Annotated in this window: 21 protein-coding genes; 16 read left to right on the top strand and 5 right to left on the bottom strand. The window is 39.1% G+C overall.

From position 1 onward, the window contains the following. Positions 1-3 precede the first annotated feature (3 nt). The 12 genes from ybeY to cccA all read left to right on the top strand — a co-directional run bounded on the left by ybeY (position 4) and on the right by cccA (position 11,538). Positions 4-474: an rRNA maturation RNase YbeY gene (gene ybeY, locus F7984_RS13810; protein ID WP_066105227.1), complete on the top strand. Its 471-nt coding sequence runs from the start codon at positions 4-6 to the stop codon at positions 472-474. Then, entirely contained in the window at positions 458-841 is a 384-nt protein-coding gene (locus F7984_RS13805; protein WP_066105225.1) for a diacylglycerol kinase family protein, read from the top strand. The genes ybeY and F7984_RS13805 overlap by 17 nt, the downstream gene beginning before the upstream one ends. Positions 842-1,193: 352 nt before the next feature. Further along, positions 1,194-2,111: a GTPase Era gene (gene era / locus F7984_RS13800; protein ID WP_066105222.1), complete on the top strand. Its 918-nt coding sequence runs from the start codon at positions 1,194-1,196 to the stop codon at positions 2,109-2,111. Positions 2,112-2,799: 688 nt separating this feature from the next. Further along, positions 2,800-2,943: a YqzL family protein gene (locus F7984_RS13795; RefSeq protein WP_066105219.1), complete on the top strand. Its 144-nt coding sequence runs from the start codon at positions 2,800-2,802 to the stop codon at positions 2,941-2,943. 30 nt (positions 2,944-2,973) lie between these two features. Beyond that, a complete protein-coding gene (gene recO, locus F7984_RS13790; protein WP_066105218.1) occupies positions 2,974-3,726 on the top strand; it encodes a DNA repair protein RecO in 753 nt (250 codons plus the stop codon). A gap of 295 nt (positions 3,727-4,021) precedes the next feature. Further along, on the top strand, positions 4,022-5,404 hold the full coding sequence (locus F7984_RS13785; RefSeq protein WP_066105215.1) for a glycine--tRNA ligase: 1,383 nt from the start codon (positions 4,022-4,024) through the stop codon (positions 5,402-5,404). A gap of 135 nt (positions 5,405-5,539) precedes the next feature. Then, positions 5,540-6,178 (top strand): transcriptional regulator CcpN, encoded by a 639-nt coding sequence (locus tag F7984_RS13780; RefSeq protein WP_066105212.1) that lies wholly within the window; start codon positions 5,540-5,542, stop codon positions 6,176-6,178. Between the two features lie 44 nt (positions 6,179-6,222). Beyond that, positions 6,223-7,029, top strand: coding sequence for a pyruvate, water dikinase regulatory protein (locus F7984_RS13775; RefSeq protein WP_066105209.1), 807 nt, complete (start codon positions 6,223-6,225; stop codon positions 7,027-7,029). A gap of 245 nt (positions 7,030-7,274) precedes the next feature. Beyond that, positions 7,275-7,766 (top strand): YaiI/YqxD family protein, encoded by a 492-nt coding sequence (locus F7984_RS13770; RefSeq protein WP_066105206.1) that lies wholly within the window; start codon positions 7,275-7,277, stop codon positions 7,764-7,766. Positions 7,767-7,807: 41 nt separating this feature from the next. Then, positions 7,808-9,625: a DNA primase gene (dnaG, locus tag F7984_RS13765; protein WP_140462006.1), complete on the top strand. Its 1,818-nt coding sequence runs from the start codon at positions 7,808-7,810 to the stop codon at positions 9,623-9,625. Between the two features lie 37 nt (positions 9,626-9,662). After that, a complete protein-coding gene (rpoD, locus tag F7984_RS13760) occupies positions 9,663-10,799 on the top strand; it encodes an RNA polymerase sigma factor RpoD (protein ID WP_066105200.1) in 1,137 nt (378 codons plus the stop codon). Between the two features lie 382 nt (positions 10,800-11,181). Then, positions 11,182-11,538, top strand: coding sequence for a cytochrome c550 (cccA, locus tag F7984_RS13755; protein ID WP_066105198.1), 357 nt, complete (start codon positions 11,182-11,184; stop codon positions 11,536-11,538). A 134-nt stretch (positions 11,539-11,672) separates the two neighbouring features. Here cccA and F7984_RS13750 read toward each other — a convergent pair whose 3' ends face one another. Genes F7984_RS13750 through F7984_RS13740 form a run of 3 tightly spaced genes read right to left on the bottom strand, consistent with a single transcriptional unit; the run spans position 11,673 to position 14,385 of the window. Further along, entirely contained in the window at positions 11,673-12,665 is a 993-nt protein-coding gene (locus tag F7984_RS13750; protein ID WP_066105195.1) for an ABC transporter permease, read from the bottom strand. Next, complete coding sequence (locus F7984_RS13745) at positions 12,658-13,578, bottom strand: ABC transporter ATP-binding protein (protein ID WP_066105192.1); 921 nt, start codon at positions 13,576-13,578, stop codon at positions 12,658-12,660. The genes F7984_RS13750 and F7984_RS13745 overlap by 8 nt, the downstream gene beginning before the upstream one ends. A gap of 3 nt (positions 13,579-13,581) precedes the next feature. Then, positions 13,582-14,385, bottom strand: coding sequence for a GDSL-type esterase/lipase family protein (locus F7984_RS13740; protein WP_066105191.1), 804 nt, complete (start codon positions 14,383-14,385; stop codon positions 13,582-13,584). Between the two features lie 201 nt (positions 14,386-14,586). Between F7984_RS13740 and F7984_RS13735 the strand changes: the two genes are divergently transcribed. Continuing rightward, positions 14,587-15,294: a tRNA (adenine(22)-N(1))-methyltransferase gene (locus tag F7984_RS13735; RefSeq protein WP_066105189.1), complete on the top strand. Its 708-nt coding sequence runs from the start codon at positions 14,587-14,589 to the stop codon at positions 15,292-15,294. Continuing rightward, on the top strand, positions 15,294-16,415 hold the full coding sequence (locus F7984_RS13730; RefSeq protein ID WP_140462007.1) for a Nif3-like dinuclear metal center hexameric protein: 1,122 nt from the start codon (positions 15,294-15,296) through the stop codon (positions 16,413-16,415). The genes F7984_RS13735 and F7984_RS13730 overlap by 1 nt, the downstream gene beginning before the upstream one ends. Before the next feature lie 787 nt (positions 16,416-17,202). On the opposite strand, the gene F7984_RS13725 is transcribed toward F7984_RS13730, so the two are convergent. Then, entirely contained in the window at positions 17,203-18,144 is a 942-nt protein-coding gene (locus F7984_RS13725; RefSeq protein ID WP_140462008.1) for a 4-hydroxy-3-methylbut-2-enyl diphosphate reductase, read from the bottom strand. 148 nt (positions 18,145-18,292) lie between these two features. Beyond that, complete coding sequence (gene vrrA, locus F7984_RS13720; protein ID WP_140462009.1) at positions 18,293-18,901, bottom strand: VrrA/YqfQ family protein; 609 nt, start codon at positions 18,899-18,901, stop codon at positions 18,293-18,295. A gap of 210 nt (positions 18,902-19,111) precedes the next feature. Between vrrA and F7984_RS13715 the strand changes: the two genes are divergently transcribed. Next, positions 19,112-20,407 (top strand): DEAD/DEAH box helicase, encoded by a 1,296-nt coding sequence (locus F7984_RS13715; RefSeq protein WP_225983608.1) that lies wholly within the window; start codon positions 19,112-19,114, stop codon positions 20,405-20,407. A gap of 14 nt (positions 20,408-20,421) precedes the next feature. Further along, entirely contained in the window at positions 20,422-21,318 is an 897-nt protein-coding gene (locus F7984_RS13710; protein WP_140462010.1) for a deoxyribonuclease IV, read from the top strand. Positions 21,319-21,323: the final 5 nt, after the last annotated feature.

Genomic DNA, 21,323 nt, shown 5'->3' with positions numbered 1-21,323 from the left:
GAAATGAGTTTAACCATTGATATCTTAGATGAAACGGAGCAAGTAACTCCAGAACAACAGGAGCTCGTCACAAAATTGCTTGAATTTGCAGCTATTCAGGAAAAGGTGACAGAAGGCAGCGAAGTTTCTCTAACTTTTGTAAATAACGAACGTATTCATGAAATTAATAAAGAGTACCGTCAAAAAGATGCGCCAACCGATGTTATCTCATTTGCTATGGAAGAAATGGGAGAGGGAGAAATTGAAATTATCGGAGAGGACGTTCCGGCAGTCTTAGGGGATATTATTATTTCTATTGACCGTACGAAGGAACAGGCTGAAGAATATGGCCATTCTTATGAACGTGAACTTGGTTTTTTAGCAATCCACGGATTCCTTCACTTGCTGGGCTATGACCATATGAATGAAGAGGACGAAAAAGTAATGTTTTCACGACAAAGAGAATTGTTGGAACAGTATGGACTCACAAGATAAGAAACCATTGTACCGTTTTTTTAAAGGATTTTATTATGCTTGGCAGGGAATCCTCTATGGAGCAAAAAAAGAAGCAAATTTCAAGTTCCATTTGACTGCCGCTATAGTTGTTTGTATAGCGGCTTCTTACTTCTCTATTACAAAAATAGAATGGTTATTTGTCCTTATTGCGATTGGCGGTATGCTGACGTTAGAGCTTATTAATTCAGCGATAGAAAAAGTGGTGGATCTAGTAACAGGAGAATATCATCCGCTAGCAAAGGCAGCAAAAGATTTAGCTGCCGGAGCAGTATTGGTGTATGCTATTCTTTCGGCTATTATCGGTTTTATAATTTTTCTGCCTAAGATCTGGAGCATGCTTGTTTAATTGAAGAAGAGAAAGTAAGATATGGATAATCAAGGTTTAATTATTGAGTAAAAAGCGCGGTAAGATATATGCACTAACCCTATTGGAAGCAGATGCCGGAAAAGGTGACTGATTCATTGCTGTTACATAAAAGTGCAGCTTATTCTATGTATGGCTGTGCAAGAAGCATTTTTTCAGCTTTTTCTCATGGATTAACCAAATATAAAAAAATTGGCGATAGCAGCTGATACTGATCATCCTGTTACTTCTTGTGGAGCTGCCGGTAGGTAATTTTAAGCTAATACAAGGTGTGACAAAAGAGGATTCGAAAGATCAGGAGCTGTTATCCGGAGCCTTACACCGGAGGAAATGCATGACTAATCAAACTAATAAACCATTTAAATCAGGATTTGTATCTATTATTGGAAGACCAAATGTGGGTAAATCGACTTTTATCAACCGAGTTATTGGGCAAAAAATTGCCATTATGAGCGATAAACCGCAAACCACACGTAATAAAGTTCAAGGCGTATTAACAACAAATGAAAGTCAAATCATTTTTATTGATACACCGGGAATTCATAAACCAAAGCACAAGCTTGGTGATTTTATGATGAAAGTGGCTTCAACTGCGTTGCAGGAAGTTGATGCTATTCTCTTTATGGTAAACGCCGAGGAGGGCTTTGGGCGCGGTGAGGAATTTATTGTTGAAAAGTTAAAAACATGTAAGACACCTGTTTTCCTTGTCATTAATAAAATTGACCAGATTCATCCCGATGAATTATTCAGCATCATAGATACGTATAAAGAGAAATACGATTTTGCTGAAATTGTTCCTATTTCTGCTCTTGAAGGAAATAACATAGAAACTTTATTAAAGCAAATTAATGCTTATTTGCCAGAGGGGCCGCAATATTATCCAGCTGATCAAATAACAGATCACCCAGAACGTTTTATTATTTCAGAGATGATTCGTGAAAAAGCGCTGCATTTAACAAGAGAAGAAGTCCCACATTCCCTTGCAGTAGTGATTGATAAAATTGAGCGAAAAGAAAAATCAGAGACCGTCCACATTATGGCAACGGTGATTGTAGAACGTGATTCCCAAAAAGGAATCATTATTGGAAAAAAAGGCGCGATGCTAAAAGAAATAGGACAGCGCGCCCGCACAGACATCGAAAACCTACTAGGCTCCAAAGTATTCCTAGAACTATGGGTAAAAGTCCAAAAAGACTGGAGAAACAAAGCCTCCCACCTAAGGGACATTGGATTTAGGGAAGATGATTATTAAGATGCTGAGACGGCTTGGTCAGGAGCGAGGAGCATAAGACAGAGGCACGAAGGGGAAGGTTCTCCCCCACAGTGGCTATGCTTATGTCCTGAGCTCCTAGCCGTCGAAGCTCGATTTTAACCAAGATGCTGAAGGGCTCAATTAAGGAACGAAGACTAAAAACGCCACGTCCTGTGGCAACGTCTTCATGACCTACTTCCTATAGGCCCGCGACAAGCATAAGACGAATACTCGGAGGGAGGATTTTTCTCCCGTAGAGTATTTGCTTATGACTCGAGCTCCTAGGCCCTGAAGCTCGGATTGCATAAAAAGCAGGACGTAGGAGCTGAATCAAGGATCAAAGACTAAGAACGCCACATCGTGTGGCAACGTCTTTGTGACCAACATCGTGTAGGCCTCCGCAGTGGCTACACTTATGACTCGAGGAGTTAGGAGTCGAAGCTCAATTGCGTAAAAAGCAGGACGTAGGGTCTGAATCAAGGATCAAAGACTAAAAACGCCACATCCTGTGGCCAAGTCTTCATAACCTGCTTCCTTCAGGCTTTTCCATTGAAAAATAATTTTATTCGGCAATATAGGGAAACGGAATTAGTAAATTTTTAATCACATGATTTTTTTCAGGTTGGTGAAGCTAATGTTAGGTAAGGGGAGACAATTAGCGTTTCTATGAACGAAAGGTGGAATAAGTATGATTAGCTTTACCTGGAATGTTTTTAGACAAACCGGCAGTGTGGATACTTATCTTCTTTTTAAGGAACTTGAAAGACAGAATGAAGGCCAACCTGATGTGATTAAAGAGGATCACGAAGAAATGGAAATCCCTATAATTTAATAATCTTGCCGTCATATTGGAGTGAGTGACGTGCTAACAAAGTGCGAAGGAATTGTCATTCGCAGTACTGACTATGGTGAAACAAATAAAATTATTACGTTATATACCAGAGAATTTGGAAAAATTGGAGTGATGGCTAGAGGAGCGAAAAAGCCAAACAGCCGCTTCTCAGCTGTCACTCAGTTGTTTCATTATGGTACATATTTATTTCAGGCGAGCCGTGGGCTGGGTCAATTACAGCAAGCGGAGACCAAAGAATCCTTCCGTTCCATTCGTGAGGATATTTTCTTAACTGCCTATGCTGCCTTTATCGCTGAATTACTGGATAAAGGAACAGAGGAGAGAAAACCTCACCCATCCTTATATGACCTAATTTATTTATCGCTCCATTATATCAATGAGGAATATGATCCGGAAGTCATTATGAATATAGTCGAATTGAAGATGTTAAACGTTTTTGGATTCGGACCTGAGTTAAGCCGATGCGTGAATTGTGGAGCACAGGACGGTACATTTTCCTTTTCTGTAAGAGAAGGCGGGTTATTATGTCATCGATGCGAGCATATTGATCCTTATAAAATTAAGATATCACCGGCTGTCGTTAGGATTTTGCGTATCTTGTATTACATGGACTTAAATCGCCTTGGTACCATATCTATTAAAGATGAGACCAAACAGGAAATCCGAAAAGTCCTGGATGCGTACTATGGCGAGTACTTAGGTGTAGAATTAAAGGCAAAGCGTTTTTTAAATCAAATGAATAAATTTAAAGGGAATTTTTAATCATTTCCTTTATATGATTGTATTGACAATGTAGGTCGTTATTGTATAGAATGTGAGATAAATTAATATGTAGTTACAGTGAAGGAAAGTAGTATTTGGATTACGATATGCCAAGCGAGTCCGGGGCTGGTGTAAGCCGGAACATATCAACCAAAGAAGGCAGTCTGGAGTAACGCATACAAAGTGGCCGGAAAACCGGCAAATAGGGTGGAACCGCGGGTTAACTCTCGTCCCTATGCTCTTAAAAAGCATAGAGACGAGAGTTTTTTTAATTTGTACAAAGGAGAGAACGAATATGACAGTATCAATGGATCAAATTGTGTCACACGCGAAACATAGAGGATTTATTTTTCCCGGCTCCGAAATCTACGGAGGACTTGCGAATACGTGGGATTATGGCCCTCTTGGCGTAGAGGTAAAAAACAATATTAAAAAAGCATGGTGGAAGAAGTTTATTCAAGAATCACCATACAATGTGGGCCTTGATTCTGCAATATTAATGAATCCACGTACGTGGGAGGCTTCCGGTCATATCGGAAACTTTAATGATCCAATGATTGATTGTAAGAAATGTAAAGCTCGTCATCGTGCGGATAAATTGATTGAGGATGCATTGCAAGCTAAAGGTACAGAAATGATCGTGGATGGCTTATCTTTTGATAAAATGCAAGAATTGATTCAAGAGAATGATATTGCATGTCCAGATTGTGGAGCAAAGGATTTTACGGAAATTAGACAATTTAACCTAATGTTTAAAACATTCCAGGGTGTTACTGAAACAAGTACAAATGAAATCTTCCTTCGTCCTGAAACAGCACAAGGTATTTTTGTTAATTTTAAAAACGTACAGCGTACAATGAGAAAGAAATTGCCTTTTGGTATTGCTCAGGTTGGTAAGAGCTTCCGTAACGAGATTACACCAGGTAACTTTACATTCCGTACACGTGAATTTGAACAAATGGAATTGGAATTCTTCTGCAAACCAGGTTCTGAACTGGAATGGTTCCAATATTGGAAAGATTATGCTGAAAATTGGCTGTTATCATTAGGTATGAAAAAGGAAAACTTCCGCCTTCGTGACCATGAGGAGGAAGAACTATCTCATTACAGTAATGCAACCACTGATTTTGAATATAAATTCCCATTTGGCTGGGGAGAGCTTTGGGGGATTGCTTCTCGTACAGACTTTGATTTAAAGAGACATATGGAGTATTCAGGAGAAGACTTCAACTACTTGGATCCTGAGACAAACGAAAAGTATATTCCTTATTGTATTGAGCCATCTCTGGGAGCAGACCGCGTTACATTGGCTTACTTAATTGATGCATATGAAGAAGAACAGCTTGAAGATGGTACTTCCCGTACGGTAATGCATCTTCATCCGGCACTGGCGCCATACAAAGCTGCAGTATTGCCGTTGTCCAAAAAGCTTTCTGAGGGGGCAAAAGAAGTATTTGCCAAACTGTCAGAGGACTTTATGGTAGACTATGATGAAGCTGGTTCTATCGGTAAACGATATCGTCGTCATGATGAAATTGGAACACCTTTCTGTATCACATATGATTTTGATTCAGTTGAGGATAAGCAAGTAACTGTACGTGACCGTGATACAATGGAGCAAACTCGTATCAGTATCGAAGAACTTCCAGCCTTTTTACAAGCAAAAATTAAATTTTAAGGTAAAGCTTGCTCAATAAGGAATGCGATGTCCCCTTATTGGGCAGGCTTATTTTAAATTAAGTGGATTTATTACACTTCATGGATAAATAGTTTATAATTAAATTATATAATTTAAGTATATGGGCACTTTAGGGTGGTGAGTAAGATCGAACTAAGCAAAAGACAAGAACAGATCCTTCAAATTGTTAAAGATAATGGGCCGATTACAGGCGAAAATATTGCCGAACAATTAAATTTAACACGTGCAACATTGCGCCCAGACTTAGCGATTCTGACAATGGCTGGTTATTTGGATGCAAGGCCGCGTGTAGGGTATTTCTACACAGGCAGGACGGAAACCCAATTGCTCACGGATAATCTTAAAAAGCTATTGGTCGGAGATTATCAGTCTATACCGATTGTTGTCAGTGAAGGTGTATCTGTTTATGATGCAATATGCACCATGTTTTTGGAAGATGTGGGTACTTTATTTGTTGTGGATAAAGAGTCGCTTCTTGTTGGTGTTCTTTCCAGGAAAGATCTGTTAAGAGCTAGTCTCGGTCAACAGGAATTAAGCAGTATTCCGGTACATATTATTATGACAAGGATGCCTAATATTACGATATGTACGAAAGAAGATTTGCTGATTGATGTGGCAGAGAAATTAATCGATAAGCAGATTGATGCCCTACCGGTTGTTAAAAAGAGTCCAAAAGGCTTTGAAGTCACAGGCCGGTTAACTAAAACAAACATTACAAAGGCGTTTGTTGGTTTGGCGAGAGACGACCATTAACCAATTTTAGATAAAAGAGAAATTATTCATTACTGGAGGAGACAATGAATCAATCTATCATATATGTGGTTTCGGATTCAGTGGGTGAAACAGCTGACCTTGTGACAAAGGCAGCAGTGAGTCAATTTAGTAATCATAATATCACGCTTAAGCGAATACCATTCGTGGAAGATATATCGACCATTGATGAGGTATTGAGCTTAGCTGAAATGGATAATGCAATTATTGCTTATACATTGGTAAAGCCGGAAATACGCGAGTATATGGCTAAAAAAGCTGCAGAAAAAGAGATCGTATCCTTTGATATAATTGGACCTTTCATCGATACGCTTGAAAATAAGTTTGGAGAACAAGCTTTAAATGAACCTGGATTGGTTAGAAAGCTGGATGAAAATTATTTTAAGCGTGTTGAGGCAATTGAATTTGCAGTGAAATATGATGATGGAAGAGATCCAAAAGGAATTGTCAAGGCTGATATTGTACTATTGGGTGTATCACGTACCTCAAAAACTCCTTTATCTCAATTTTTGGCACATAAACGATTTAAGGTGGCGAATGTCCCGCTTGTTCCAGAAGTTGAACCTCCTGAAGAATTATTCAAGATAAATCCTAATAAGTGCATTGGATTGGCGATTAGCAGTGAAAAATTAAACAATATCAGAAAAGAACGTTTAAAGTCTCTTGGATTGAATGATAGTGCGGTTTATGCAAATATGGATCGCATAAAAGAAGAATTAGCTTACTTTGAAGCAATTGTTAATAAATTAAATTGCCCAGTTATTGATGTAACTAATAAGGCCGTAGAAGAAACTGCAAATATTATTGTTAATATCGTAAATAAACAACAATAAAAAAGGCATGCGGAAGCATGTTTTTTACATGTAAAATATAGGATTATGTTATACGAGTGAAAAGTGTGGCAATTTGACAAGATTTATTTTATAATAAAAAATCGTGATAAAATACCTTTCATCAGGTTTAGAGTTATTTATAAAGGAATAAACTAGAATAAGCTTTTAAAAAACAAAAAGTCAAGAAGTCCTAAAAAAAATAATTCGACAAATGGATAATCAGCCTGGAAAAAAGAAGGATTAAGATGAGAGATGTAGAAATACAAAGGAAGAGTCGTTTAACGGTTTTTGTAGATGCGGATGCCTGCCCGGTTAAAGAAGAGGTTTTGAGCGTATGCAAACCATATGAAGTAGATATTAACTTTGTGGCAGCCTATACCAATACTACCGACCGTTATCCTGATGTTACCTGGAAATGGGTAGAACCGGGAAGAGATGCGGCAGATTTATATATATTAAATCATTTAAAGCGGCATGATATTGTAATTACTGAAGATATAGGATTGGCTGCAGGATGTCTTGCTAAACATGCTTACGTCTTAACATCAAGAGGTAAAGAGATAACAGATAATGAAATTGATTCATTTCTTGAAACCAGGCATTTGAATGCAAAAGCAAGGAGATCCGGCAAGTATGAAAAAGGGCCAAGGAAAATAAAGGACCTTGATAAAAATAAATTTTCGGAAGCATTACAAAAAATATTGTCGAAAATTGAAGGATTTCAGGGACCGATATAGAATTAAGTTATTCATGCTTATTATGAAACAGGTGTTAAAATTTGAAAAACCAATTAATACCAGAAGAAACAGTGAACGCAATTCGCAATAAAAATGATATCGCTGATGTCGTTGGTGAATATGTTCAGCTAAAAAAACAAGGTCGAAATTACTTTGGTCTATGTCCATTTCATAATGAAAACAGTCCATCATTTTCTGTAGCCCCTGATAAACAAATCTTCCATTGTTTTGGATGTGGTGCCGGAGGGAATGTATTTACATTTTTAATGGACATAGAAGGATATTCCTTCACAGAAGCTGCAAAAAGTTTGGCTGAGAGGGCCAATATACCATTAGATATTCATGAAAATGAATCTTCGGATGGGACAAAGCCCCGTCATGAACTCGATGATATGAAGGAAGCACATGAGCTGTTAAGGAAATTTTACCATCATTTGCTTGTAAATACAAAACAGGGTCAGGACGCCCTGGAATATCTGCTGAGTCGTGGATTTACAATGGAATCCATAGAAAAATTTCAGATAGGGTACTCATTGGATTCCTGGGATTATGTGCATAATTTCCTAAAGAAGCGAAACTTTTCAATCGAACGTATGGAAAAAGCAGGTTTGCTGGTTAAACGGGAAGACGGACAGAATTATTTCGATCGATTCCGAAATAGAATTATGTTTCCGATCTTTGACAGGCAAGGTAAAACAATTGCTTTTTCTGGAAGAGCGCTTGCAGCCGGTGATGAACCAAAGTATTTAAATAGTCCTGAGACACCTCTATTTAACAAGAGCAAAATAGTATATAACTATCATCTGGCTCGCCCGTTTATAAGAAAAAAAGGCGCAGCTATCTTGTTTGAAGGATTTGCTGATTGTATATCTGCAGATCGTGCAGAGGTACACAATGGTGTTGCAACGATGGGTACAGCATTAACGGAACAGCACCTTCAATTGCTTAAACGAAGTACAGATACCATTATCATCTGTTATGATTCGGATGTCCCGGGGATAGAGGCAGCAAATAAAACGGCTGATTTGATCCGGGAGAGCGGCTGTCAGGTGAAAATTGCAGTCATGCCTAATGGGTATGATCCCGATGACTATATCAAGGAATTTGGAGAAGAAAAATTCCAAAATGATATAATAGGGGCCGCTCATACGTATATCTCTTTTAAAATGATTTACCATAAAAGAGGGAAGAACTTTGCAAACGAAGGAGATAAGATGGACTACATCGATCAAGTCCTTCGTGAAACAGCAAAGCTTGATAGTGAAGTGGAAAGAGAATTTTATTTGAGGCAAATTGCTACAGAATTCACACTTTCTCTTGATTCTTTGCTTAATCAACAGAGCAAAGTGGGTAAACATAATAAGAAGGCAAAAAACTCTCCTAATCCGAATAACCAAATGCAAGCATTTACTACTGTGCGTAGGGATAATCGGATGAAACCTGCTTATATAAAAGCAGAGGAGACTTTGCTGGCTTTAATGCTCCATGATCGTGAACTTGCATTTCGTATTCAAAAAATGCTTGGAGAAAATCAGATGATAGTGGATGATCACCAGGCCATTATTACGTATTTATTTGCTTTTTATGAAGAAGACCACGAAGCTGATACAAGTTTGTTTCTGCATTTTCTTCCGGATCCAAATTTACGTAAGATTGTAACAGAAATCGAAATGATGACCTATAATCACGATCCGAGTGAACAGGAATTAAATGATTATGTCCACCAAATCACTAAATATCAAAAATTATTAGTCATTAAGGAAAAAGAGGCAGAGCTACTTGAGGCCACAAGAAGACAGGACACAAGCCGTGCTGTCGAATTAGGAATCGAGCTCATCTCGTTAAGAAATTCTTTATGACTTTAAATAAGAAGTGGATTGAGAAGGAGGGGAACAAATGGCTGAAAAGTCAGCACGTTCCAAAGAAAAAGAAGTAGATAACAACACAGAAATGACATTAGATCAGGTAAAAGAATTTATTACAGAGCTAGGGAAAAAGCGAAACCGCCTTACCTATGAGGATGTAGCAGAGAGACTTTCCAGCTTCGTGCTTGATTCAGAACAAATGGATGAATTTTATGAATATCTTGGAGAACAGGGTATTGATATAGTGAATGAAAGTGATGCTGATGATAATCCAGGGACTCAAGAACTTGAAAAAGAAGAAGAGTTTGATTTAAATGATCTAAGTGTTCCTCCAGGTGTAAAAATTAATGACCCTGTACGCATGTACCTAAAGGAAATTGGTCGTGTTGATCTATTATCTGCTGAAGAAGAAATTGTTTTGGCAGAGCGTATAGAAGAAGGCGATGAAGAAGCGAAAAGACGTCTGGCGGAAGCTAACCTTCGTCTCGTTGTCAGCATTGCGAAAAGATACGTAGGACGCGGCATGTTGTTCCTTGATTTGATTCAGGAAGGTAATATGGGGTTAATTAAAGCAGTTGAGAAATTTGACTACCGTAAAGGTTTCAAATTCAGTACGTATGCAACATGGTGGATCAGACAAGCTATCACTCGTGCTATTGCTGACCAAGCCAGAACAATCCGTATTCCGGTGCATATGGTAGAAACCATTAATAAACTAATCCGGGTCCAAAGACAGCTCCTTCAAGATTTAGGACGCGAGCCTTCTCCAGAAGAGATAGCTGAAGAAATGGACTTAACACCGGAAAAAGTTCGCGAGATTTTAAAAATTGCTCAAGAACCTGTATCATTAGAAACACCAATTGGTGAAGAAGATGACTCTCACCTGGGAGATTTCATTGAAGACCAGGATGCCACATCTCCTTCTGATCATGCAGCATATGAATTATTGAAAGAACAGCTGGAAGATGTATTGGATACTTTAACAGACCGTGAAGAGAATGTTCTTCGTTTACGTTTTGGGTTAGATGATGGCAGAACCCGTACATTGGAAGAGGTTGGTAAAGTATTTGGTGTAACACGTGAGCGTATTCGACAAATCGAAGCGAAAGCTCTTCGTAAATTACGCCATCCGAGTCGCAGTAAACGTCTTAAGGATTTCTTAGAATAGAATATACCATAAATTGGTTTGAAAATAAAACAGCTCTACTGGATTTTCTAAGTAGAGCTGTTTTTTTATTGTAATAAAGTAGACCTATTCATTTTGACCTCGAGTGGTTCGGTTTATCAGTACATATTAATGTTGTTTGAAATCAATAAACTGGCTTAGGGGAGTGTATGTAAAGAGTTTTCAGTGGGGTGGAATATAGAGAAATACCATGTCATTGACTGGGAATGTTATCCCGAAAATTGATTTGAATTGTAGAAACTATGGAAAACTTTGAAGAAAATGCAAGTTATAACTTTTCCAAAATTGGTTTTTACAGTAAAATAAAGAAGGGTAAATGTAAGTTGATGGTTAATTAGTATTTACATAGGGGAGGGGAACTACTATGAAAAACAATGCATTTATGCCATACATTTTAATTATGGTGATTGGTCTTACACTAGTCTTTTTCTTATCCATTAAGGGCCTTGGGGATGCTGATAAAATGGCCAAGGAGAAAGAAGAAGGTGGAAAAACAGAAGAAACAGCAAGTGCTGATAAACCTGAAGACATTTATAAAGCACAATGCTTATCTTGTCATGGCGGTAATTATGAAGGTGGAGCAGGTCCGAAGCTAACTGGGGTTACGGATAAAGAGCTTATTAAAGATCGTATCGTAAATGGTAAAGGCATGATGCCTGGCGGACTTGTCCCAGAAGACAAAGTTGACGATATGGTTGAGTTTATAGCTGGCTTAAAATAAGTATACGAGCGGGACTCTAAAAGAGGTTCCCTATTTTAAAAACAGGTTAAGGAAACGATTTCGTTTTCCTTAGCCTGTTTTTGTCTTTTTCTGTTATTTGAGAATAAGCTTGCTTAAGTGGAAAGTTCTTTACATTAGCTAAGCATATCCTGTCGGGTAAATACAATAAAGGAAACAAGCAGGGCGCCAAGTCCCCATATTGCTAAAATGGACAAGGAGAAAGGTAAAGTCATTCCATCAACCATGGGCATACTACCTGATAGATAGTCGATTAATTCCATATTCACACTGTAAATATATTTTGCCCCATCCCAGGCCGTTGCAAATCCTTTTAAAATAGCGCCTGCAATAAGGGAAGCAAACATAACCCCCATACCACCAGGCGTGTTACGAATCAGTATAGAGACCATAAGAGCGATTGTACCTACGATAACGCTGACATACCAAACGAGTCCTGCTGACATTAAAATATATTGCCACTGTGGAATGAGCCGGATGGAATCAGTAATCAAGTTGCCATTAGCATATTCGAACCCTGTCGCTATCGGTAATTTCCAGCCCGAAAAATTAAAGAATATTCCAGCTAACAAATAAGCCATAGCTATAACAATTAAAACAATTAATGAAATAAATAGGAGCAGTGTCACATATTTGCTTAAAAGAATCTTCCACCTTTTCACAGGTCGGGTTAGCAATAATTTTATTGTGCCGTCACTGCGCTCTCCGCTGATTATATCAATCGCCACTATCATCACGAGTAAAGGTATAAACATGCCGATTCCCTGCTTTAGGAACTCCCTTACAAATGTTGGAGCACCCGGAGAGCTTGGATTAATATCATGCTCCAAATAGTATTGTTGCTGTTTAACCTGAATGCTTAAATAATGTTTCCACTCTTCTGATATCCCGGTACTGCTAAGGCGGTTCTGACCTTCGACAATTCTCTGCTGAAGAACAACGCGCCAGTCATCTGTACCCATCCGTTTCTCAGTTTCTTTTGTCTGTTGGTTTTGAGCATAAAGGAAAATTGGAATCAGAACTAACAGGATTAGGATGATAACCGCAATACGCCGCTTTTTAATTATTTTTTCTGCTTCGTTAAATACGAGTTTACCGAACTCAATCATGATTGATTCCCCCTGTCAGCTCCATAAATAGATCCTCTAAGGTTAATGTCTTTTCATAAACAGAATGTACGTTAATCCCATTTTCAATCAATAATCGATTGTATGTACTGATTAAATCCGATTGTAAACTGCAAATCAGCAGATTATCTTTTATTTGTAGATCTTGTATGTTTTCTTTTGTTTTCAATAGGTCATATGCTTCTCTTATAGGAGTGACCTTCCACTCGACCCTGTCTCTGGAATGATCAAGTAAATCCTTAACCGTAGAAACGGTAATCATTTTTCCTTTATTGATAATGGCTACCCGGTCACACATTAATTGGATTTCACTTAATAAGTGACTGGATATAAATACGCTGATACCTTCTGTTTCAACTAAATAACGGACAAATTCACGTAATTCCCGTATTCCCGATGGATCAAGGCCATTAGTAGGTTCATCTAATATTAATAATTGCGGATTTCCTAGTAACGCTTGGGCAATTCCAAGGCGTTGCTTCATCCCAAGAGAATAAGTTTTAACTTTGTCGTGTATTCTGCTTTCAAGATTTACCTGCCTTATAATATCCTCGATTCTGTTATCCGGGACATCTCCGAGCATCCGGGCAAACTGTTTGAGATTTTCCCAGCCTGTCAGATACGTATAGAGCTCGGGGTTTTCTACAATCGAGCCTACCTGGCGCATGGCTTGCTTAAATGATGTTCGCAGGTTGTAACCAGCAATTGTAATGGTTCCTTTTGTTGGTTTAATTAAACCGACCAGCATTCGGATGGTAGTTGTCTTACCTGCACCGTTAGGCCCTAAAAAACCAAAAACTTCTCCATGCTTCACTTCAAAGCTGATATCTTCAACAAGGTGATTTCCCTTAATGACTTTGGTTAAATGATCTACTTTTAATACAGATTGACTCATTAATCAATCCCCTCCCAACTGTTGTTGGCTTGCGATGGACTGGATTAATCGTTCTGATATAGCCTCGTAGCCTTTTTTATTTGGATGAAAATGATCCGTGTACAAAAAGTTTTTTCCTTGACCCTGAAATAAGTCAAATACCGGAATGATATGTAATTCGGGGTATTGGGTAGCTAATGTTTGCAGCTGGTGATTCCAGTCAATAACAAACTTAGACGTGTCCCCTAATTCCTTGAATTCTTCAAAGGGATTGTACAGGCTGATCCAATAGATAGGTGCATCCGCATTATTTGACCGGATTATCTCGATAATTTTCTTGCTGTTATTAACAAAAGTATTTGTATCTGGTATATATTCAGCGAGGTTGGTTGTTAATGTTTCGACACCGGGAAAGAGATCATTTCCTCCAATTGTCATAACTATTAAATCAGCATTCTTAAGAGTATGCTTGGTGCCTGAAGTATCAAGAAGGGTTAGTAAATCGGTTGTTTTAGCTCCGCTGATTGAGAGGTTGGACAAGCTAATCTTCTGATTATAGTCCTCTGTTAATTTGGTGCTTAATCTTTTTACATATCCATCTCCGCTATCATCGCCAACACCTCGAGTTAAAGAATCGCCAAGAGCAACAATAGACAATTTTGTGGTGTCTTTTTTAGTAAGCGGCTCTTTCTCTTTTACCGTTTTATACTGATTAATCTCCTTAGGGTTTATAACTGCCCTGGTACCCTGAATAAAGCCAACGAGTAATAGAAACGTTGTCAGTAAACTAATGATAAGGATTGTACCGGTTACCCACCTTTTTCTCATTTACGCACCTGCTTTACTATAGTTTGGATGTTGATATAGTTTCAGTTTTCACGTTCCTATCTCTATTAAACCAAAATATTGAAACAAGGAGGAATATTTTGGCTGAAAAATATGTTCTGAAGAAAGTCCTTTGCAATAGGGGATGAGTTTTCTTATACTAAAGAAATAAATGAATTCCTATTAAGAGTGGAGTATGAAGTAATGAATGTAGATAAATTATCAAAAAGATTAACGCGAGTAACCTCCTATGTGCCAAAGGGCAGTGTTTTGGCTGATATTGGATCTGACCATGCTTATTTGCCTTGCTATGCAGTTAAAGAAGGCATCGTGCAAAAAGCTATTGCAGGAGAAGTAGTGGAAGGTCCGTTTCAATCTGCGTTAAGCCAGGTGAGGGAATCTAAGCTAGAAGACTCTATATCCGTTCGTAAAGGAAATGGGCTGGAAGTCATATCTCATGGAGAAGTAACATCCATTACAATATGCGGTATGGGTGGGTCTTTAATAACGAGTATTTTAGAAAACGGAAAATCTAAACTATCAGGACGGGAGACCTTAATTCTTCAACCCAATATTGGTGCTCAGTTTATCCGGAAATGGCTGATTGCCGAGGGTTGGGAATTGAAAGCGGAAGAAATCCTGGAAGAGGACGAAAAAATATATGAAATTTTAGTAGCGGAAAAAGGAGAGCCATTGAAGTCTTATCGAGAATTACCTTTTGAAGCAGCAGAATTAATGGGGCCATTTTTATTGAAAGAAAAGAATCCTATCTTTATGAAAAAGTGGACAATGGAGTTAAAGCATTGGAATAAGATTTTGAAACAAATAGAGTCCAGTGAAAACGAACGGACTCAGGAAAAGAAAGAAGAAATCCAAAAATCCATAGAGTTGGTAGAGGAGGCGCTTCAATAATGAAAACACCGAATGGTTATGAAGTCATCCAGCTTTTTGAAAGCTTTTCTCCCAAATATTTAGCTGAGGATGGAGATCCAATTGGATTGCAGGTAGGTAGTCTTGCTAAAAAAGTAAAGAAAGTTATTGTGGCATTGGATGTAACGGAAGAAGTGGTTGATGAAGCTGTAAATCAAGGTGTAGATTTAATAATTGCACATCACCCGTTAATTTTTCGGCCATTAAAAAAAATCATCCCTGATCAGCCTGCAGGGAGAACGATTGAAAAATTAATTAAAAATGATATTGCTCTGTATGCAGCGCATACGAATCTAGACATCGCGGAGGGCGGGGTCAATGATATGCTTGCTGATGCATTGGGACTAGAGAATACTTCTGTTTTGAAGGTTACCCATCGAGAAAAACTTTACAAAGTAGCCGTATATACGCCTACTTCAGCTGAAACTGAAGTGCGTGAAGCATTAGGAAAAGCTGGTGCAGGCAATTTGGGCAATTACAGTCATTGCAGTTTTACCCTATCAGGCACGGGTAGATTTAAGCCAAATCAAGAGGCAGATCCGTATATTGGGTCTTCTGGCGAGTTTGAACACGTAGAAGAAGTAAAAATAGAAGTAATTGTTCCGGAATCTATTACAAACAAAGTCGTAAAAGCAATGCTCAAAGCTCATCCTTACGAAGAAGTCGCTTACGATTTGTATGTTCTTGAAAACGAGTCAGGTAAGGAATTTGGTTTAGGTCGAGTAGGTGCTATCTCAGAGGCTATGTCTTTAAGAGAATATGCAGAGCATGTCAAACAGGCACTGGATGTAACTTCTGTTCGTGTAATCGGGAATCTGGACGCGATAGTGAAGAAGGTAGCTGTTTTAGGCGGAGACGGTGATAAATTTGTAAGAACAGCTCAATTTGCTGGTGCTGACGTATTTATTACTGGAGATATTTATTACCATACAGCCGTTGATTTTAAACAAGAAGGCATGAATATCATTGACCCTGGCCATAATTTTGAAAAAATTATGAAACAGGGCGTCTCCCAAAAAATGACCTCCCTATGCAAAAACGCTGGCTATGAGGTAGAATTTATCGCATCAGAAATAGACACAAATCCATTCCAGGTAATCTAAAAAGCTGAGGCGGCTTGCCCAGAAGCGAGGAGCATAAGACAGGGGCTCGGAAGGAGGTGTTCTTTCCTCCTGTAGAGGTCATGCTTATGTCCTGAGCTTCTAGCCGTCGAAGCTGGATTGACTAAAAGGCTGAGACGACTGGTTGAGGAACAAAGACTAAGAACGCCACGTCGTGTGGCAACATCTTTGTGACCTACATCCTGTAGGCCTCCGAAAAGCATAAGAGAGAGGCTGAGGGGATGTTCCTCCCCCGCAGAGGCTATCCTTATGACTCGAGGGACTAGGAGTCGAAGCTGGATTAACTAAAAGGCTGAAGGGCCTTGCTCAGCCGCGACAAGCATAAGAGGAGGTGCGTAGGGAGAACGCTTTTTTCTCCCGCAGCAGCTACACTTATGACTCGAGCGGTTAGGCCCTGAAGCTGGATTACATAAAAGGCTGAAGGGCTGTAAAAGGAACGAAGACTAAAAGCGCCACGTCCTGTGGCAACGTCTTCATGACCTACATCCTGTAGGCCCGCGAGGAGCATAAGACAGGGGCTCGGAAGGAGGTGTTCTTTCCTCCTGTAGAGGTCATGCTTATGTCCTGAGCTTCTAGCCGTCGAAGCTGGATTGACTAAAAAGTTGAGACGATTGGTTGAGGAACAAAGACTAAGAACGCCACGTTGTGTGGCCACGTCTTTGTGACCAAAACGTCCTGTCTTATGATGACTCGAGCGGTTAAGGCCTGAAGATAGAGTAATAAAAAGAAAAAAGGACCCCTGGGTCCTTTTTTCTTTGTAGCTATTGCATTATTTCACTTTCACTTTAGGTAATATTTTGGAAAGAGGTACTTTCTTTTCCGTTTTCCATGTCGATGAATCAGCCGGGTCGAACTGTTCCAAGAATGTAATGACTTCTTTGGTAATAGGTGTTGGTGTGGATGCTCCAGCTGTTACACCAACTACTTGAGCATCTTTAATCCATTCTATTTCCAACTCGCTGACATCAGCAATTCGATAGGCTTTTGTATGGGCGATTTCTTCCGATACCTGTGCCAATCTGTTTGAGTTATTACTCTTAGGATCTCCAACTACAATAAGAACGTCAAGGTCTTTTGCTTGCTCAGCAACAGCTTCCTGACGGACTTGAGTAGCCATGCAAATTTCTTTATGAATTTCTGCTGCAGGATATTTTTTCTTAACTTCATCTATTAAGTCGGCAACATCCCACTGACTCATAGTTGTTTGGTTGGTCACAGTGATTTTCTCGTTTTCAATTGTGAGGTCATCAATATCTTGTTTGGACTCAACGAGATGGACGATATCCGGGGCTACACCAACGGCGCCTTCAGGTTCCGGGTGGCCTTTCTTACCGATATAAATGATATCATATCCTTCTTTTTCTTTTGCTTCAATTAAATTATGAGTTGCTGTTACATCCGGACAGGTTGCGTCAATCGTTACAAGCCCCTTTTGTTTGGCAATTTCTCTTACTTCAGGTGAGATACCGTGAGCAGTAAAGATGACAGTGCCGGAATCAACCTTCTCGATTATTTCTTTACGGTCTTTGCCGTCGAGGGTGATAATCCCATCTTGTTCAAACGCTTCCGTTACATGCTGATTATGAACAATCATACCCAGAATATAAATAGGGCGTGGCAAAGTTTTATCTAAAGCGGCATTTCTGGCGATAACCATCGCATCAACAACGCCGTAACAATATCCTCTTGGGGAAATTTTAACTACTTTCATTAATTCAAAAAAACCTCCTTGCTCCATGTCTGTTTGACAGATGGAGTGTTTCTTATATTATAAGCGAGTGATTAAAAACTTACAAAAAGAAATCCTTCGGGAGATATTGCATATGTAGAAAAGCGCTCCTTTTAGGGGCGCTGTATAGTTAGATGAAAAGCTTTGGCAGGGATGGTTTCACATTTTGAGGTTTCGATTTTATTATTGTGCTTCCAGGAAGCTCGTGTGAATAGTCTATTTCGCTAGAATCATTCTTTTCCTTTTTAGAGCTTTTAAGAGAAGCTGAAGATTCTATATGGTTGGATGACTCCAAAATGTTTGAGTCGACCTGATCGATAGCTTCTTCTTGATCTTCTGCTGTAGTTGCATTTAATCCCCGATAAATTTTCCACATGGATGGTAAATTTTTAATTAAAGGTCCATATTGCTGAACTTGGCGAACCATTGGTACCACACGTTCCCCTGCTGCTAACACCTTTTGCGTACTGTTCATAAAATTTGTTAAAGTGGAACCTCCTCCGGCAGCTTTAGCAGCTGTACCGGCACCCTGTGCCAAGCCGGAACCTCCTCCTCTGCCAAACAAAGAAGCCAGAAATCCTCCTCCTTGCTTGGGAGCACTTGCTGCTCCAAAAGGAATTCCTCTCCTTGGCATAGGTGGACCGAATAATCCTCTTGTATTAAATTGTGGTGGGGCAGAACCTCTGATAAAGCCTGGTCCTCGTGGCGGGCCGAAAATGGGTGGTCTCATAGGCGGCATATTTAACCCTCCTTTCTATTCAATATTTTACTTAAGTTCCCATAATAGAATATGTCAGTTAGGGACGGTAAAGTGCGAATATATGAAAGAATAGGCTTTTAATCTACAAAAACTTGTTATTAGTCCTTCACATAAGGTAATATGAGAAGGATAGTTGCTAAAAAGCTTGTAAGCATGTCAGAAAGTTGGTAAAAAATGAGTTCATTTAAAATGTTTAAGTTACCCGAATATGTATTGGAAGCTGTTGAGAAGGTAGGATTTAAGGAGCCGACAATCATACAGGAAAGAGTCATTCCAGCTGTATTTAGCGGTAAGAGTATTATAGGGCAGTCACAAACTGGCACTGGAAAAACCCATTCTTTTCTATTGCCGATCATGGCTAAAATCAATCAGGAAAAGATGGAAGTACAGGCTGTAATTACGGCACCGACGAGAGAATTAGCGGCCCAAATTTATAAAGCTGCTGTTTCTTTGAATGAGAAATTTCCTGAAGATAAACAAATTCATATAAAAAGCTATGTAGGTGGAACAGATAAACAACGTTCAATTGACAAGCTCACCGTTCAACCACAGCTTGTGATCGGTACACCTGGTCGTATTAAAGATTTATCGGAAGAAAATGCGTTGAGTGTTTTTTCTGCCGATATTTTAGTAGTTGATGAAGCTGATTTAATGATTGATTTAGGATTTATGGAAGATGTGGATAAAATCGCTTCAAGGATGGCTCCTAAGCTGCAAATGCTAGTATTTTCTGCGACAATTCCAGAAAAGCTACAGCCATTCTTGAAAAAGTATATGAACAATCCGAAACATATCCATGTGGATCCGACAAAAGTGTCTGTAGAAAAATTGGAGCACATTCTCGTTCCTGTTAGACACCGAGACAAGGTTCAATTGGTTAAGTCAATTATTGAACTTCAAAATCCTTTCCTTGTGCTTATTTTTGCTAACACAAAGCAAAACGCAGATGAGCTGGCAGATGCCCTCCTTGAAAAGGGATTGCAGGTAGGAAGACTACACGGTAACTTACCGGCAAGAGAAAGAAAAAGGGTTATGAAAGAGATTAATGCTCTTAAATATCAATATGTTGTAGCGACAGACCTAGCAGCAAGAGGTATTGATATTGAAGGTGTAAGTCATGTGATTAACTATGAACTTCCTCAGGACTTGGATTTCTATATCCATCGCTGTGGCCGTACAGCGCGCGCAGGTATGTCCGGAGTCGCTGTTACCCTTTATGAAGAGAAGGATGATCAAGCTCTGAATAAACTCGAATCCATGGGTGTAACATTCAGCAACCGTGACGTAGTAAAAGGTGAATGGGTTGAAATTGATGACCGCAATAAGCGTAAAAAACGTAAAAATTCACCTAAAGCAGCCGGTGAGGTAAAGAATTATGGTAAATTCTCTAAGCATTTACGTAAAGTAAAGCCTGGCTATAAAAAGAAAGTTAAAGCAGAAGTAGAAAAAATCAAAAAGAGAGAAAGACGCTTAAAGAAAAGATAAAAGGGGGCAAATGGATGCTTAAAATTGGATCACATGTTTCCATGAGCGGAAAGAAAATGCTTTTAGGCGCAAGTGAAGAAGCAACTTCTTATGGTGCCAATACATTTATGATTTATACAGGCGCTCCTCAAAACACAAGAAGAAAGAAAATCGAGGATTTAAATATTGCAGCAGGTCTATTGCATATGGAGGAAAATGGAATGAGCGATATCGTTGTCCATGCTCCTTATATTATCAATATCGGTAACGCAGTAAATCCCGCTACTTTCCAATTGGGTGTTGATTTTCTTCGTTCGGAAATCGAACGGACGGAAGCTCTGGGGGCCTACCAAATTGTATTGCATCCAGGTGCTCATGTCGGAGAAGGTTCAGAAGTAGGTATTAAAAAGATCATCGAGGGATTAAATGAAGTCATTACCCCTGATCAAAAAGTCCAAATCGCATTAGAAACGATGGCCGGCAAGGGCTCAGAGTGTGGAAGAAGTTTTGAAGAATTAGCGATGATTATCGATGGAGTTACACACAATGATAAGCTGAGTGTTTGCTTTGATACTTGTCATACGCATGATGCGGGTTATGATATTGTGAATGATTTTGATGGCGTTTTAAATCATTTTGATAAAACTGTCGGTGTAGATCGTATTAAAGTGCTGCATATTAATGACAGTAAAAATGAATGTGGAATGAGAAAAGACCGACATGAAAATATCGGGTATGGAAAGATTGGTTTTCAGCCACTTCATTACATTGTCCATCATCCACAATTAAGCTCTGTACCAAAAATATTGGAGACTCCATTTGTAGGTACGGATAAAACAAACAAAAAAGCACCGTATAAACATGAAATTGATATGCTAAGAGATGGAGCTTGGGTAGATTTTCAAGCTTCCATGCTTGGACAAACGGTATAAAGAGA

The sequence above is a fragment of the Pradoshia sp. D12 genome, from assembly GCF_008935075.1.
GTDB lineage: Bacteria > Bacillota > Bacilli > Bacillales > Pradoshiaceae > Pradoshia.
This window is presented reverse-complemented; position numbering and strand designations above follow the sequence as displayed.